At 65.9% G+C, this 15,775-nt stretch carries 16 protein-coding genes; 14 read left to right on the plus strand and 2 right to left on the minus strand.

Going from position 1 to position 15,775, the window contains the following annotated elements; all coding sequences use genetic code 11:
- The 6 genes from priA to VEI45_RS20145 all read left to right on the plus strand — a co-directional run bounded on the left by priA (nucleotide 1) and on the right by VEI45_RS20145 (nucleotide 4,908).
- A complete protein-coding gene (gene priA / locus VEI45_RS20120; protein WP_324856289.1) occupies nucleotides 1-768 on the plus strand; it encodes a bifunctional 1-(5-phosphoribosyl)-5-((5-phosphoribosylamino)methylideneamino)imidazole-4-carboxamide isomerase/phosphoribosylanthranilate isomerase PriA in 768 nt (255 codons plus the stop codon).
- Entirely contained in the window at nucleotides 743-1,543 is an 801-nt protein-coding gene (locus tag VEI45_RS20125; protein WP_324856290.1) for an inositol monophosphatase family protein, read from the plus strand. Before priA ends, VEI45_RS20125 begins: the two co-directional genes overlap by 26 nt.
- The gene (gene hisF / locus VEI45_RS20130; RefSeq protein WP_324856291.1) at nucleotides 1,533-2,330 is read left to right on the plus strand and encodes an imidazole glycerol phosphate synthase subunit HisF; all 798 of its coding nucleotides are present in this window, start codon (nucleotides 1,533-1,535) and stop codon (nucleotides 2,328-2,330) included. Before VEI45_RS20125 ends, hisF begins: the two co-directional genes overlap by 11 nt.
- Nucleotides 2,327-2,677 carry a phosphoribosyl-AMP cyclohydrolase gene (gene hisI, locus VEI45_RS20135; protein ID WP_324856292.1) on the plus strand — a complete coding sequence of 117 codons (351 nt, stop codon included), beginning with the start codon at nucleotides 2,327-2,329 and terminating at the stop codon, nucleotides 2,675-2,677. The genes hisF and hisI overlap by 4 nt, the downstream gene beginning before the upstream one ends.
- Before the next feature lie 113 nt (nucleotides 2,678-2,790).
- A complete protein-coding gene (locus VEI45_RS20140; RefSeq protein ID WP_324856293.1) occupies nucleotides 2,791-4,344 on the plus strand; it encodes an HNH endonuclease signature motif containing protein in 1,554 nt (517 codons plus the stop codon).
- Between the two features lie 78 nt (nucleotides 4,345-4,422).
- On the plus strand, nucleotides 4,423-4,908 hold the full coding sequence (locus VEI45_RS20145) for an RICIN domain-containing protein (RefSeq protein WP_324856294.1): 486 nt from the start codon (nucleotides 4,423-4,425) through the stop codon (nucleotides 4,906-4,908).
- A gap of 22 nt (nucleotides 4,909-4,930) precedes the next feature.
- Here the strand turns inward: VEI45_RS20145 and VEI45_RS20150 are convergent, their stop codons facing one another.
- Nucleotides 4,931-6,472: a serine/threonine-protein kinase gene (locus tag VEI45_RS20150; RefSeq protein ID WP_324856295.1), complete on the minus strand. Its 1,542-nt coding sequence runs from the start codon at nucleotides 6,470-6,472 to the stop codon at nucleotides 4,931-4,933.
- 24 nt (nucleotides 6,473-6,496) lie between these two features.
- Complete coding sequence (locus VEI45_RS20155; protein WP_324856296.1) at nucleotides 6,497-6,955, minus strand: peroxiredoxin; 459 nt, start codon at nucleotides 6,953-6,955, stop codon at nucleotides 6,497-6,499.
- A gap of 63 nt (nucleotides 6,956-7,018) precedes the next feature.
- Here VEI45_RS20155 and VEI45_RS20160 point away from each other — a divergent pair, with 63 nt between their 5' ends.
- The 8 genes from VEI45_RS20160 (at nucleotide 7,019) to pyk (ending at nucleotide 15,675) form a co-directional block, all read left to right on the plus strand.
- Nucleotides 7,019-8,620 (plus strand): anthranilate synthase component I, encoded by a 1,602-nt coding sequence (locus tag VEI45_RS20160; RefSeq protein WP_324856297.1) that lies wholly within the window; start codon nucleotides 7,019-7,021, stop codon nucleotides 8,618-8,620.
- A gap of 10 nt (nucleotides 8,621-8,630) precedes the next feature.
- Entirely contained in the window at nucleotides 8,631-9,311 is a 681-nt protein-coding gene (locus VEI45_RS20165) for a TIGR02234 family membrane protein (protein WP_324856298.1), read from the plus strand.
- A 79-nt stretch (nucleotides 9,312-9,390) separates the two neighbouring features.
- Nucleotides 9,391-10,209 carry an indole-3-glycerol phosphate synthase TrpC gene (gene trpC / locus VEI45_RS20170; RefSeq protein WP_324856299.1) on the plus strand — a complete coding sequence of 273 codons (819 nt, stop codon included), beginning with the start codon at nucleotides 9,391-9,393 and terminating at the stop codon, nucleotides 10,207-10,209.
- A gap of 80 nt (nucleotides 10,210-10,289) precedes the next feature.
- Nucleotides 10,290-11,564: a tryptophan synthase subunit beta gene (gene trpB, locus VEI45_RS20175; RefSeq protein ID WP_324856300.1), complete on the plus strand. Its 1,275-nt coding sequence runs from the start codon at nucleotides 10,290-10,292 to the stop codon at nucleotides 11,562-11,564.
- Nucleotides 11,558-12,373, plus strand: coding sequence for a tryptophan synthase subunit alpha (gene trpA, locus VEI45_RS20180; RefSeq protein ID WP_324856305.1), 816 nt, complete (start codon nucleotides 11,558-11,560; stop codon nucleotides 12,371-12,373). The genes trpB and trpA overlap by 7 nt, the downstream gene beginning before the upstream one ends.
- On the plus strand, nucleotides 12,370-13,728 hold the full coding sequence (locus VEI45_RS20185) for a prolipoprotein diacylglyceryl transferase (RefSeq protein WP_324856301.1): 1,359 nt from the start codon (nucleotides 12,370-12,372) through the stop codon (nucleotides 13,726-13,728). The genes trpA and VEI45_RS20185 overlap by 4 nt, the downstream gene beginning before the upstream one ends.
- A 25-nt stretch (nucleotides 13,729-13,753) precedes the next feature.
- The gene (locus VEI45_RS20190) at nucleotides 13,754-14,194 is read left to right on the plus strand and encodes a DUF2752 domain-containing protein (RefSeq protein ID WP_414687541.1); all 441 of its coding nucleotides are present in this window, start codon (nucleotides 13,754-13,756) and stop codon (nucleotides 14,192-14,194) included.
- A gap of 62 nt (nucleotides 14,195-14,256) precedes the next feature.
- On the plus strand, nucleotides 14,257-15,675 hold the full coding sequence (gene pyk / locus VEI45_RS20195) for a pyruvate kinase (RefSeq protein WP_324856303.1): 1,419 nt from the start codon (nucleotides 14,257-14,259) through the stop codon (nucleotides 15,673-15,675).
- The last annotated feature ends 100 nt before the right edge of the window (nucleotides 15,676-15,775 follow it).

Consider the following 15,775-nt stretch of genomic DNA (forward strand, 5'->3'; position numbering starts at 1 on the left):
GTGCCATTGATTTTGTTACCCGCGGTCGATGTGGTCGAGGGTCGGGCGGTGCGGCTGGTGCAGGGCCGGGCCGGCAGCGAAACCGAGTACGGCTCGGCGTTGGACGCCGCGTTGGGTTGGCAACGTGACGGTGCCGAGTGGGTTCATCTGGTCGATCTGGACGCGGCGTTCGGCCGCGGCTCCAATCGTGAACTGCTCGCCGAGGTGGTGGGCAAGCTCGACGTGCAGGTCGAACTTTCCGGCGGTATCCGCGACGACGACTCGTTGGCGGCCGCGCTAGCCACCGGATGCGCGCGGGTCAACCTCGGGACAGCGGCGCTGGAGAATGCGCGGTGGTGTGCTGAGGTGATCGCCGAGCACGGTGACAAGGTCGCTGTCGGGCTGGACGTGCAAATCATCGACGGCGATCATCGGCTGCGCGGCCGCGGCTGGGAGACTGACGGCGGCGATCTGTGGGAAGTGCTGGAACGCCTTGATAGCGAAGGGTGTTCGCGGTTCGTCGTCACCGATGTCACCAAGGACGGCACGTTGACCGGGCCCAACCTCGGACTGCTTCGCGCGGTTGCCGAGCGCACCGACGCCCCGGTGATCGCCTCCGGCGGGGTGTCCAGCCTCGATGATTTGCGCGCCATCGCCACGCTGACCGGCAGCGGGGTCGAGGGCGCGATTGTGGGCAAGGCGCTCTACGCCGGACGATTCAGCTTGCCGCAGGCGCTGGCCGCGGTGGCGGGTTGGGGCCGCAATGGATCTCGACGCGCTGGTGGCTGAGGCGTCGGCGATCCTGGATGCCGCTGCGAAGCCGTTCATCGCCGGTCACCGCGCGGATTCCGCGGTCAGCAAGCGAGGTGACGATTTCGCCACCGAGGTCGATCTGGAAATTGAGCGTCAGGTCGTCGACGCGCTGGTGAAGACGACCGGAATCGACGTGCACGGCGAGGAGTTCGGCGGCGCAGAGCTCGACTCGCCGTGGGTGTGGGTGCTGGACCCGATCGACGGGACGTTCAACTACGCAGCCGGGTCGCCGATCGCCGCGATTCTGCTGGGTCTGCTGCACGACGGAGATCCGGTGGCGGGCCTGACGTGGCTGCCGTTCACCGGCGAGCGCTACGTCGCGGTCTTGGGCGGTCCGCTGATGAAAAACGGTGTGCCGCAGGCGCCGCTGGCCGCGGTTGCGCTGACGGATTCGATCATCGGTATCGGGACTTTCAATGCCGACTCGCGTGGCCGATTTCCGGGCCGTTACCGGCTGGCGGTGCTCGAAGAGCTCAGCCGGGTGTCGTCACGGCTGCGGATGCATGGTGCCACCGGCATCGACCTCGCTTATGTTGCCGACGGGATTCTCGGCGGTGCTGTCAGTTTCGGCGACCACGTGTGGGATCACGCCGCGGGCGTGGCGCTGGTTCGGGCCGCCGGCGGCGTCGTCACCAACTTGGCCGGCGAAGAGTGGACCCCTGATTCGCGGTCCGCGTTGGCCGCTGCCCCTGGTGCGCATGCCCAGATACTCGAGATCCTGGGCAGGATAGGACGACCGGATGAGTACTGAACCCTATTGCGGCACCGCCCTCGCGGTGCGGGTGATTCCCTGCCTGGACGTCGACGACGGTCGGGTGGTCAAAGGCGTCAACTTCGAAAACCTCCGGGATGCAGGCGATCCCGTAGAACTCGCCGCCGCCTACGACGCCGAGGGCGCCGACGAGCTGACCTTTCTCGACGTGACCGCGTCATCGTCGGGACGCGCCACGATGCTGGAGGTGGTGCGGCGCACCGCCGAGCAGGTGTTCATTCCGCTCACCGTGGGCGGCGGGGTGCGTACGGTCGCCGACGTTGACGTGTTACTGCGGGCGGGAGCGGACAAGGTTTCGATCAACACCGCTGCCATCGCACGGCCTGAACTGCTGGCCGAGATGGCCAATCAGTTCGGCTCGCAGTGCATCGTGTTGTCCGTCGACGCCCGCACGGTGCCCGCCGGCTCGGCCCCCACGCCATCGGGTTGGGAGGTCACCACCCACGGTGGGCGGCGCGGCACCGGCATCGACGCCGTCGAATGGGCGGCCCGCGGCGCCCAACTCGGGGTGGGGGAGATCCTGCTCAATTCGATGGATGCCGACGGCACCCAAGCCGGCTTCGACTTGGCGATGTTGCGAGCGGTGCGGGCAGCCGTGACGGTGCCGGTGATCGCCAGCGGAGGCGCCGGTGCCGCCGAACATTTTGCTCCAGCGGTCGCCGCAGGTGCCGATGCGGTGTTGGCCGCCAGTGTTTTTCACTTCCGACAGTTGACGATCGGACAGGTGAAGGCGGCCATGGCCGCAGAAGGGATCACCGTGCGATGACGCTTGACCCGGCCATCGCCGCGCGCCTAAAGCGCAACGCGGACGGACTGTTCACCGCCGTCGTCCAGGAGCGCAGCAGCGGCGACGTGTTGATGGTCGCCTGGATGGACGACGAGGCGCTGGCCCGCACTCTAGAGACCCGTGAGGGAACGTACTTTTCGCGGTCCCGCGGCGCGCAGTGGGTCAAAGGCGCCACTTCCGGCCACACCCAGCATGTGCATTCGGTGCGGTTGGACTGCGACGGGGACGCGGTGCTGCTGGTGGTCGACCAGGTCGGCGGCGCCTGCCACACCGGCGACCACAGCTGCTTCGACGCCGACGTGCTGCTGGAGCCGGACGAGACCTGATCTCCCGCCGGGGCGACGACGGGTTATCCACAGCTGGGTATTCCTCCACATGCCCGACCATTCGTGAGCCTGCCAAAAAGTTTGAGTCAGTGGAGACACCTAAGATCGAAATTATGTTCGACAACGCGCTGCCAGGTCTTGAGGACCTGAAGTGCGCCGATGACTCGATGGTGGTGGCCGCGGTCATCGGCTGGGCACGGGCCGAGGCCGCGGCGTCAGCCCGCCGTCTGGCTGCCATAGCCGAGCTGGTGAGCCGCCGGGTCGAGGGCGGCTCTGCGGAATGCGGGCAGTGGTCGTGCGATAACTGGGATGCGATGGCCGCTGAAATCGCTGCTGCGCAAGGCATTAGCCACGGCATGGCATCAGGCCAGATGTATCTGAGCGTCGCGTTACGTGATCGGCTGCCTCGAGTAGCGGAGCTTTTCGCCGACGGCATGATCAGCTACTGGCTGGCGCGGACGATCGCTTGGCATACCGACCTGATCAAAGATCCCGAGGCGCTGCGGCTGGTCGATAAGACCATTGCCGATGACGCTGCACTTTTCGGGCCGATGTCGATCAACAAGACGGTGCAAGCCATCGAGGCGATCGTGGACCGCTACGACCCGGGCGCGCTGCGCCGCACCCGTGCAACCGCTCGCAGCCGCGACGTGGTGATTGACTCCGCCGACCAACAGTCCGGCACTGCAGCAATGTGGGGCCGGCTGTTCGCGACAGATGCGGCCGTGCTGGATCGGCGGCTGATGCAGATGGCCCACGACGTTTGCGACGACGACCCGCGTACCATCGCGCAGCGCCGCGCAGACGCATTGGGGGCGCTGGCCGCCGGAGGCGAACGGCTAAAGTGCCTCTGCGGCAACACGGACTGCCCGGCCGGTACCGAAGGAAATGAGCGCTCTAGCGGTGTGGTCATCCACGTCGTCGCCGACGCATCGGCGGTGAACACTCAGCCCGACCCGCATCTCTCGGGCGAGCCCACGCCGCAACCCCTGGCACCCGGTGCACCACTGGTGCGGCCCCCTGAACCTGAACCCGAACCACCCGGAGGCTGGGCGGCCAAATCGCTGGCCGCACTCATCACCAGCGGTGGCGTGGTACCCACGCCGCTATTGGCGGAGCTAATCAAAGGTGGTGCGAAGCTCCAGCCGCTATGGCATCCCGGCGACGCCGCACCGGAATCGGGTTACCGGCCGTCGGCCGCGCTGGAGCGGTTCGTTCGCTGTCGTGATTTGACCTGTCGCTTTCCCGGCTGCGATCGACCCGCTGAGTTCTGCGATGTGGACCACACGGTGCCCTACCCGCTGGGGCCGACGCACCCCTCCAACCTCAAATGCCTCTGTCGAAAACATCACTTGCTCAAAACATTTTGGGCGGGGGTCAATGGCTGGCGCGATGAACAGCGATCGGATGGCACTGTCATCTGGACCTCACCAACCGGGCAGAAGTACACCACTTGTCCGGGCAGTCGCCTGCTATTCCCCAACCTTTGTCTGCCTACCGGCGAACTAACGTCTGTCTCAGACGTACGTCGACCACCCGACGACCGCGGGCTCATGATGCCGATGCGCCGACGAACTCGCGAGCAGGACCGCGCTCGCCGCATCGACGCCGAACGCGCGCTCAACAGTGCGCACATCGCCGAACGCAGTCAGCCGCCACCCTTTTAGTGGTGCTCTAGCCAGCGAGGTCTAGCCTGCGCCGCTTGTGGTCTGGGAGGATGGACCAGACAAGCGGATGGAGCTGAAATGGATGAATCCCAGTTGGTGGGCGGTGTGCGCCGCGCCCTTGTCGCAGTCGGCGCAGTGTTAGGTGTCGCGCTGCTAAGCGCTGCTGTGGCCAGTGCCACCGATCCGGTCCAGCTGAAGAGCCGATTGGGCAATTGGTGCCTCGATGGCCCGAATGGGAACAACACTGGCACGATGGTCGACCCCTGCAATGGGTCGAACTCCCAGCTCTGGAATTTCAACTCTTCCGGTCAGATCGAGAGCGTGGCCTTCCCCGGGGCTTGCCTGAGCATCAGCAACGCAGCGGATACCACCCCGGTGATTCTCGCGGCCTGTCAGACCAATTCGAACAACCAGCGTTGGAATATCCAACCCAACGGTCAGGTTGCGAGTGCCCTGGGCCCCTGCCTCAACGTTAACGGCGGCGTGGCAAACCCCGGGACTGCGGTGATCGCCTACCATTGCATCGCCGATGTGGCGGACGAGGAGTGGGATAGCGTGCCGTGACTGGGCTCGCTCTCTAGCTAAGCTAGCCGGCGGTCTCCAATCCGTTGGCAGCTCCAACCGCCGCGCGGGCCCACTCGTCTTTGCGCACAGCGGGCGCGATCCGATCTTTTCGAATGAGCTCAGCGTTGAGGCGAGTTCCGTTGGGCCCGTGGGTCATCGCGGCCGGCGGTCGGAACGCGAAGGTTCGATTCGAGGTGGCGATGGCCAGAAGCCCGTCGGTGTCGCTGAATCCGTTGGCGCGCATGGTGTCCTCAGCCCATCTGAATGGGGTGAGACCGGAGAAATCGTTGACGTACGCCACCCATAGGTGGACGTTGCGCTGGGTGTAGAGCTTCGAGATCGCCCCCTCCACCTCGGTGCGGCCGGCGGCGGTCAAAACGCCGCCGGGATCGGTGAGGTAGCGGGTGAGTTGGATCGACGGTGGTGCCGCGGTGGCGCCGTTGCCCGGCTGGCTCGGAGCCGGGTTGGTACCGTTGCCGGTCTGGTTTGTGTCGGTAGTGGCGCTATTGCCCGGCGGGTTGGCGCGGTGACGCAGCAGGTCCACACCGACAACCCCGGCCACCGCGATCAGCAAGAGCGTGGCGACAGCGGATATCACTGCCGCCGGCCGCAATCGGCGGCGGCGCGGTGTGGCCCGCGCGGACTGCTGCGGCGCGGTAACGCGCGTCGTGGGGGCGGCTGCAGGGCGCCCGACAACCGTCTCGGCCGCGCCAACGCCCAGGTGGCCGGTCAGTGCCGTAGCGAAATCCGAGCAGCTCGAGTAACGATCACCGGGGTCCTTTGCCAGGACCTTGGTGATCACGTCGTTGAGTTCCGCGAGCTCGGGCCGTCGTTCGCCGATCTGCGGGGGTGGCGCGGACAGGTGATGGCTGATGACGACCGCCGGATTGGAGTTCTGATAGGGCGCCGCGCCGGTCAGCAGCTGAAAAGCGGTGCAACCCAGCGCGTATTGGTCGGCCCGTCCGTCGATGTCTGAACCCATGAGTTGTTCGGGCGCCGAATAGCCGGTAGTCCCGACCACCATGTTGGTGGCGGTGAGACCGCTGATGTCACTGATTTCTCGGGCGATTCCGAAGTCGGCCAGCAGGATCCGTCGCGATCGCGCATCGGCTTCAGTCAGCAAGATATTGGCGGGCTTGACGTCCCGGTGCAGCAATCCCCGTAGATGGGCGTAATCGAGGGCGTCAGCGACGGCGGTGACGATCTCGAACGCCTCGGTTTTCGGCATCCCGGATGGATACCGGCTGCGCAGCAACTGGGCGGCGTCGGTTCCTTCGACATAGTCCATCGAAAGCCACAGTTGTCCGTCGAACTCGCCACGATCGTGGATGCCGACAATGTGGGGATGCCAGAGCTCCGCGGCGAGGTCCGCTTCGCGGCTGAATCGCTGCCGGTATTCGTGGTCCGCGGTCAGGCTGGCGGGTAGCACCTTGAGGGCGTCTCGGCGGGGCAGCCGCGGATGTTGGGCCAGGTAGACCTCGCCCATCCCGCCAGATCCCAACCGCAGCACGATCGTGTACCCGGCGAACACGTCTCCTTGTTTGAGGCCCTCGCTCAGCGGCATGCCAGCATGCTACAAAGGCGCCGGTTAGCTGCGTGCCCGCAACGTCTGCAACGCCTTGTCGGCGTGAGTGTCCATGCTTAGTTCGCTGGAGATCACGTCGATCACCTTGCGTTCGGAGTCGATGACGAAGGTTGTGCGTTTGACCGGAAGCAACTTGCCCAGCAGTCCTCGCTTGACGCCGAATTGGGCGGCGATCGCGCCGTCGGTGTCGGACAGCAACGGGTAGTCGAAACCCTGCGTGTCGGCGAACTTGGCTTGCTTTGCAACCGGATCGACGCTGATGCCGACTCGGCTGGCACCGACGGCGGCGAATTCGCCGGCCAGGTCGCGGAAGTGGCAGGCCTCCTTTGTGCAGCCGGGCGTCATGGCGGCCGGGTAGAAGAACAGCACTACGGGTCCGTCGGCAAGCAGGGCGCTCAGCTTGCGCGGCGTGCCAGTCTGGTCGGGAAGCTCGAAGTCGGCCACGGTGTCACCGGTTTTCATGGCCTCCTACGCTACGCCGGGGGTCAATGCGGCGTTGGGGAAGAGGGCTTGGAAGATAGAAGGGTGCGCGCCAACCTCGCCGCCACCACCACCTCACGCGATGATTTCCGCGCGCTGGCGGCCGAGCACCGCGTGGTGCCGGTGACTCGCAAAGTCCTGGCCGATGCCGAGACGCCGCTGTCCGCATACCGCAAGTTGGCCGCCAACCGACCGGGCACCTTCCTGCTGGAGTCGGCCGAGAACGGCCGGTCCTGGTCGCGGTGGTCATTCATCGGCGCCGGCGCGCCGTCGGCGTTGACGGTGCGTGACGGCGAGGCCGTATGGCTCGGCGCGGTGCCCCAGGATGCGCCTACCGGTGGCGATCCGCTGCGCGCCCTGCGCGCCACATGCGCGTTGCTGGCCACCGCTCCGCCGCCCGGGCTGCCGCCGTTGTCGGGCGGCATGGTGGGCTTCTTCGCCTACGACTTGGTGCGGCGGCTGGAACGGCTGCCCGAGCTGGCCGTCAACGACCTCAACTTGCCGGACATGCTGCTGCTACTGGCCACCGACGTGGCGGCCGTCGATCACCACGAGGGCACCATCACGCTGATCGCCAATGCGGTCAACTGGAACGGCACCGACGAGCGCGTCGACGAGGCGTACGACGACGCGATCGCGCGGCTCGATGTGATGACCGCCGCGCTCAGTCAGCCGCTGCCTTCGACAGTTGCCACGTTCACCCGACCCGAGCCGCGGCTCCGCGCACAGCGCACTGTCGAGGAATACGGCACGATCGTCGAATATCTCGTAGAGCAGATCGCGGCTGGCGAGGCATTTCAGGTGGTGCCGTCGCAGCGTTTCGAGATGGACACCGACGTCGAGCCGATCGACGTCTACCGGATGCTGCGCGTGTCGAATCCCAGCCCGTATATGTATCTACTCCACGTCCCGAATGATGCTGGCGGAACAGCTTTTTCGATTGTCGGATCGAGTCCCGAAGCGTTGGTGACGGTGCAGGACCGGTGGGCGACGACGCATCCGATCGCCGGAACCCGGTGGCGGGGGCAGACCGAAGAAGAGGACCAGCTGCTGGAAAAGGAGTTGCTGCACGACGACAAAGAGCTCGCCGAGCATCTCATGCTGGTCGATCTGGGCCGCAACGACCTCGGCCGGGTCTGCGTGCCGGGCACGGTGCGGGTCGAGGATTACAGCCACATCGAGCGCTATAGCCACGTCATGCACTTGGTGTCCACGGTGACCGGGATGCTCGCCGAGGGTCGCACCGCCCTGGACGCCGTGACGGCCTGCTTCCCGGCCGGAACGTTATCCGGCGCGCCGAAGGTGCGTGCCATGGAACTGATCGAAGAGGTGGAGAAGACCCGTCGTGGCCTCTACGGCGGGGTGATCGGCTACCTGGACTTCGCCGGGAATGCTGACTTCGCGATCGCGATCCGCACTGCCCTGATGCGCGACGGCACCGCATACGTTCAGGCCGGCGGCGGCGTGGTGGCCGATTCCAATGGGCCCTACGAGCACACCGAGGCGACGAACAAGGCGCGGGCGGTGCTCAATGCGATCGCCGCGGCAGAGACGCTGACCGCCCCGGATGCGCCCGTCGACGATGCGAGCCGTGGAACGGCCCGAGGTGGGGGCACCTCCCGCTTGCGGGGGAGAGGCGGGCATTAGCGTAGCCAGGATGGCTGATGCCCAGCCCGACCGCCCGGGCCGGCGGACCATCCGGATAGCACAGGCCCTGCTGGTGGTGGCCGCCGCCGCATTAGCGGCGGCATCCCGGCTGACCTGGGTCGACCTGCGGACATTCGATGGGCTGGGCCCGCCGAAGCTCGTCACGTTGTCCGGCGCGGAATGGTCGTCGGTCCTGGTCCCGTTGGCGCTGGTGCAGCTGGCTGCCGCCGTCGCCGCGTTGGCGGTGCGTGGGTGGCCGTTGCGGATGCTCGCGCTGCTGGTGGCCGTCGCCAGCCTGGCGGCGAGTTATCTGGCGATCAGCTTGTGGGTCGTCCCGGATGTTGCCGTGCGCGGCGCCGACCTCGCGCACGTCCCAGTGCTGACGTTGGTCGGCAGCCAGCGGCATTACCCGGGTCCGGTGATGACGCTGGTGGCCGCGATGTCCACGCTGGTTGCTGCCGTGCTGTTGATGCGAGCGGCGGCGTCGGCTCGCGGCACAGTCACGAAATACCTGACGCCCGCGGGCCGTCGGTCATTGCCGCAGCGCGACGAGAAGACCATGTCTGAGCGAATGATCTGGGATGCGCTCGACGAAGGCGAGGACCCGACCGATCAACCGCAAGAGTCGGCGGCACAATTACGAGAGTCGGATCGCGAAGCGCGACACGAAGCTGACACTGAGGGTCGGTGACGAACCGCGCGCCGACGGTCGCTACCCTTCGAGGGATGCCATCGATCTGCTGGCAGCCTTGGGGAAGGAACCGACAGGCATGAGCTCGGCAAACGTGCTCGACTCCATCATTGACGGAGTCAAGGCCGACGTTACCGCTCGTGAAGCTGTCGTGAGCATGGCCGAGATCAAGGCCGCCGCCGAGGCCATGCCGTCACCGCTGGACGTTTTAGCGGCCTTGCGCGAGCCCGGCATCGGCGTGATCGCCGAGGTCAAACGTGCCAGCCCGTCGGCGGGACAACTCGCGTCGATCTCCGACCCAGCCAAATTGGCCCGCGCGTACGAGGACGGCGGCGCGCGGATCATCAGTGTGCTCACCGAACAGCGACGCTTCAAGGGCTCGCTGGTCGATCTCGACGCGGTGCGCGAAGCCGTATCGGTTCCGGTACTGCGCAAAGACTTTGTGGTCGGGCCGTATCAGATTCACGAGGCACGCGCGCACGGTGCCGACATGCTGTTGCTGATCGTCGCGGCGCTGGATCAGCCTGCGCTGGAGTTGATGTTGGAGCGCATCGAGTCGTTGGGTATGACCGCATTGGTCGAAGTGCACACCGAGGAGGAAGCGGACCGGGCGCTGAAGGCCGGAGCTCGCGTGATCGGCGTCAACGCGCGCGACCTGCGAACGCTGAGAGTGGATCGAGATTGCTTCGCGCGGATCGCGCCCGGGCTGCCCAGCGACGTGATCAGGATCGCCGAATCCGGGGTACGTGGCACCGCCGACCTGTTGGCCTACGCCGGCGCGGGCGCTGACGCTGTGCTGGTCGGTGAGGGCCTCGTTACCAGCGGCGATCCCCGCGCAGCAGTCGCCGACCTGGTCACCGCGGGCAGGCATCCGTCGTGTCCAAAGCCGGCCCGCTAGCCGGGCGACGATGCAGTTCGTGGGACGCATGCGCGGAAATGGTTGAACCCTATGAGCCGCTTGTGCGTTGAGCCTTCGTGATGGCAGACATCTTGCGCCCGGAACTCCCGCGTTCCAGTGCGGCGATCACTGAGCCCACCCAGCACGACCCCGACTCCCGCGGGCATTTCGGTGTCTACGGCGGCCGGTATGTCGCCGAGGCCCTGATGGCGGTGATCGAGGAGGTCACCGCCGCCTACGAGAAGGCGCGCACCGACCAGAAATATCTGGACGCTCTCGATAAGTTGCAGGTGCACTACACCGGCCGGCCGTCCCCGCTCTACGAGGCCGTCCGGCTCGGCGCGCACGCGGGCGGCGCACGGATATTCCTCAAACGAGAAGACTTGAACCACACCGGTTCTCACAAGATCAACAATGTGCTGGGTCAGGCCTTGCTGGCTCGGCGGATGGGCAAGAGGCGGGTGATCGCTGAGACCGGTGCGGGCCAGCACGGGGTGGCTACCGCCACCGCCTGTGCGCTGCTCGGCTTGGACTGCGTTATCTACATGGGCGCCGTCGACACCGCGCGGCAGGCCCTCAATGTGGCGCGGATGCGACTGCTGGGCGCCGAGGTGGTATCGGTCGAATCCGGCTCGCAGACGCTCAAAGACGCGATCAATGAGGCGTTCCGCGACTGGGTAACCAACGCCGACAGCACCTACTATTGCTTCGGCACCGCCGCCGGGCCGCATCCCTTCCCGACGATGGTCCGTGACTTCCAGCGGATCATCGGGCTCGAAACGCGGGTGCAGATCAAGGATCAGGCTGGGCGACTGCCCGACGCCGTCACCGCTTGCGTTGGCGGAGGATCCAACGCCATCGGGATCTTTCACGCGTTCCTCGACGACCCCGGGGTTCGGCTCGTCGGCTTCGAGGCAGCCGGCGACGGCGTTGACACCGGCCGCCACGCCGCGACATTCACCGGCGGGTCGCCTGGAGCGTTTCAGGGATCGTTCTCGTTCCTGCTGCAGGACGAAGACGGGCAGACCATCGAATCGCATTCGATTTCGGCCGGCCTGGATTATCCGGGCGTGGGCCCCGAACACGCGTGGCTGCGGGACACCGGGCGCGCCGAATACCGGCCGATCACCGACAGCGAGGCAATGGATGCATTTCGGCTGTTGTGCCGGACGGAAGGCATCATCCCGGCGATCGAATCGGCGCACGCGGTGGCTGGCGCGCTCAAATTGGGTGTCGATATGGGCAGCGGAGCGGTCATCGTCGTGAACCTGTCCGGCCGCGGTGACAAAGATGTTGAGACAGCCGCGAAGTGGTTCGGTTTGCTCGATAACGATGCGGGTAGCAGCCGATCATGATTGTCGAGCAGAGCGAAACAGATAGTCTGGCAGCGCTTTTCAGCGCGTGTCAGCGCGATAACCGGGCTGCACTGATCGGCTACCTTCCGACCGGATATCCCGATGTGCGCACGTCGATTGAGGCGATGACAGCGTTGATCGAATCCGGGTGCGACCTCATCGAGGTCGGCGTGCCGTATTCGGATCCGGGTATGGACGGCCCAACCATTGCGACGGCGTCCGAGGTTGCGTTACGCGGCGGTGTACGTGTTCGGGATACGCTGACCGCTGTTGAGGCGATCAGTGCAGCCGGCGGCCGTGCCGTTGTGATGACGTACTGGAATCCGGTGTTGCGCTACGGGGTTGACGCATTCGCGCGGGACCTTGCCGCGGCTGGCGGGCGCGGTTTGATTACGCCGGACCTGATCCCCGATGAGGCCGACGAGTGGTTCGCGGCGTCCGACCACCACCAGTTGGATCGCATCTTCCTGGTCGCGCCGTCGTCGACGCCACAACGGTTGGCGGCGACGGTCGAGGCGTCGCGCGGATTCGTTTACGCCGCGTCGATCATGGGCGTGACCGGCGCCCGTGATGCGGTGTCGCAGGCGGCGCCTGAATTGGTAGGCAGGGTCAAGGCGGTTTCTGACATACCGGTTGGCGTCGGGCTGGGTGTGCGATCACGCGAACAGGCGGCTCAGATCGCAGGCTATGCCGACGGCGTCATAGTGGGCTCGGCGCTCGTCTCTGCGCTGGCTACGGGTATGCCGACACTGCGGGCGCTGACAGAGGAACTGGCGGCAGGTGTGCGCCAAAGGATTTCCGGGTTATGACGACGACTGTTATCGCATATTTCCCCAGTCCACCCCAGGGAGTTTGGCACCTGGGGCCGGTGCCCATCCGTGCGTACGCGCTGTTCATCATCATCGGCATCGTCGCCGCACTGCTGATCGGTGATCGACGCTGGGAGGCCCGTGGCGGCGAGCGCGGTGTGATTTATGACATCGCGCTGTGGGCAGTGCCTTTCGGTCTTGTCGGCGGCCGGCTGTACCACCTGGCAACCGACTGGCGGACATATTTCGGTGAAGGTGGCGCGGGACCGGGCGCGGCGCTGCGTATCTGGGACGGCGGCTTGGGAATTTGGGGCGCGGTCGCCCTGGGCGGTGTAGGGGCGTGGATCGCCTGCCGCCGCCGCGGCATTCCGCTTCCCGCCTTCGGCGATGCGGTAGCTCCCGGGATCATTCTCGCCCAGGCGATCGGCCGGCTGGGGAACTACTTCAACCAGGAGCTCTTCGGTCGCGAGACCACGATGCCCTGGGGATTGGAGATCTTCTACCGGCGCGACCCGGCCGGATTCGTGGATGTGCATTCGCTTGACGGCGTGTCGACCGGACAGCTTGCGATGGTTGTGCAGCCGACCTTCCTCTACGAATTGCTCTGGAACCTGCTGGTTTTCGCTGCGTTGATTTACCTGGATCGGCGTTTCACGATCGGGCATGGTCGGCTGTTCGCGATTTATGTCGCCGGGTACTGCATCGGTCGCTTCTGCATCGAGCTGTTGCGGGACGATGCCGCCACCCATATCGCCGGAATCCGGATCAACTCCTTCACATCGACTTTCGTCTTCATCGGCGCGGTGGTGTATCTGATCCTGGCGCCCAAGGGCCGCGAGGACCCGGCGTCGCTTAGTGGCTCAGCTGCTGACCGGCTGGTACCGGACTCGGTTGACGAGCACGCAACGCCGTCGTCGGAGTCCGCTGCTTCTGCTGCCGCCGCTGACGAGCCGGTTGGTGAGCCAGAGACGACGGAGACGACCGCGGTGGACTCGGGGGCGGTCGACAAACCCGACACCGAAGCTGAGGCGGTCGCAGCGGAGGCCGAAGCCGCGGAGCCCGAAGCCGAAGCGGCCGAAGTCGCGGAGCCCGAAGTCGCGGCGGCCGAAGTCGCGGAGCCCGAAGTCGCGGAGCCCGAAGTCGCGGAGCCCGAAGCCGCGGAGCCCGAAGCCGCGGAGGCCGAAGTCGCGGAGGCCGAAGCCGAAGCGGCCGAAGCCGAGGAGCCCGAAGCCGCGGAGCCCGAAGCGGCAGCGGAATCAGCCGACGACGAGGCCGTAGCAGCGGAGGAGCCGACGGACTCGACCGCAACGCAGTCGGGATGGCGCAAAAGGCTGAATCCCTGGTCGCGCCGATGATGGCCGCGGTGCCGCTCCGGCTGGCATGCTGAAAAGCGTGACCAATCCGGCCCAGCCCGGCCCCGCGCAGGCAAGCTCACGAGGCCGTCTGTACGCCGCGCTGGGTTCGGGTGCGCTATTGGCGGGCGCGCTTGGTTACGTCGGCCTGGTAGACCCGCACAAGCCGGACTCGGTCTTTCCCGTTTGCCCATTTCGGCTGCTAACGGGGTGGAACTGTCCCGCCTGCGGAGGCCTGCGGATGATCCATGACGTGCTACACGGGGACCTGGCCGCAGCAATCACCGACAACGCTTTCCTGCTTGTCGGAATCCCGGTGTTGGCCGGATGGTTTCTGCTGCGCCGCCGCGCCGAGAAATCTCTGTTGCCACTACCGGCGGTGGCGACCGTCGTGATCGCGATGCTGGCGTGGACGGTGGTGCGTAACCTGCCGGGTTTCCCGTTGGTTCCGACGCTACTGACCGGTTAGCCCGCTGCCGGATCGGTAACTGTCGGGAGATGATCAGCTAGCGCAGACTATGCTGTTTCGTTGTGGCGAGGCGCGGCAAAATCGTCTGTACTCTCGGTCCGGCCACCAGCACCGACGAATCGGTCAGAGCCCTGGTCGAAGCCGGAATGGATGTCGCCAGAATGAACTTCAGCCATGGCGACTACAGCGATCACAAAGCTACCTACGACCGGGTGCGAGCTGCCTCCGATGCGACTGGGCGCGCAGTAGGCGTGCTCGCCGATCTGCAAGGCCCGAAGATCAGGCTCGGCCGTTTCGCTAACGGACCGACCTACTGGGCCGACGGCGAAACCGTGCGGATCACGGTCGCCGACTGCGCAGGCAACCACGACCGGGTTTCGACCACGTACAAGCAGTTGGCCCAAGACGCGGTGCCGGGTGACCGCGTGCTGGTCGACGACGGCAACGTCGGCTTGGTGGTCGAGGACATCGACGGCGACGACGTCGTGTGCACGGTCACCGAAGGCGGATCGGTCAGTAACAACAAGGGAATGTCGCTGCCCGGGATGAGCGTGTCGGCTCCCGCCCTGTCCGAGAAGGACGTCGAGGATCTGGAGTTCGCACTGCAGTTGGGCGTCGACATGGTGGCGCTTTCGTTTGTGCGCTCGCCGTCCGATGTCGAGTTGGTCCACGAGGTGATGGATCGGGTCGGCCGACGGGTACCGGTCATCGCCAAACTCGAGAAGCCCGAAGCTATCGACAACCTCGAAGCAGTTGTGCTGGCGTTCGATGCCGTGATGGTCGCCCGTGGCGATTTGGGTGTCGAGCTGCCGCTCGAAGAGGTTCCGCTGGTCCAGAAGCGAGCCATCCAAATGGCCAGGGAGAACGCAAAACCCGTCATCGTGGCGACCCAGATGCTCGAGTCGATGATCGAGCACTCGCGGCCGACAAGGGCCGAGGCCTCCGATGTCGCCAACGCTGTGCTCGACGGCACCGACGCAGTCATGCTGTCCGGGGAAACATCCGTCGGCAAGCATCCATTGACCGCGGTCCAGACGATGGCCCGAATCATTTGTGCGGTGGAAGAAAACTCAACGGAAGCCCCGCCGCTGACGCACGTGCCTCGCACCAAGCGCGGAGTGATCAGTTATGCCGCACGTGATATCGGTGAACGGCTCGATGCCAAGGCTCTGGTCGCGTTCACGCAGTCCGGAGACACCGTGCGGCGACTGGCCCGACTGCATACGCCATTGCCGCTGCTGGCGTTCACCCCACTGCCGGAAGTGCGCAATCAACTGGCCATGACGTGGGGCACCGAGACGTTCATCGTCCCCATCATCCAAACCACCGATGGCATGATCCGCCAAGTCGATAAGTCGCTGCTGGAACTCGGCCGCTACAAACGCGGCGACCTGGTGGTGATCGTCGCGGGCGCACCTCCGGGAACCGTCGGATCAACCAACCTGATCCACGTGCACCGAATCGGCGAGGAAGACGTCTAGCGGGCAGTTGGGCCGCGCGGTGGTGATGCGCTCGGCGGAGCGGAGGGCTGAGGAGCCGGGCAATTAGGCCGCGCGGTGACGATGCGCTCGGCGGAGCGGA

It is taken from the genome of Mycobacterium sp. (assembly GCF_035623875.1).
Classification (GTDB): Bacteria; Actinomycetota; Actinomycetes; order Mycobacteriales; family Mycobacteriaceae; genus Mycobacterium.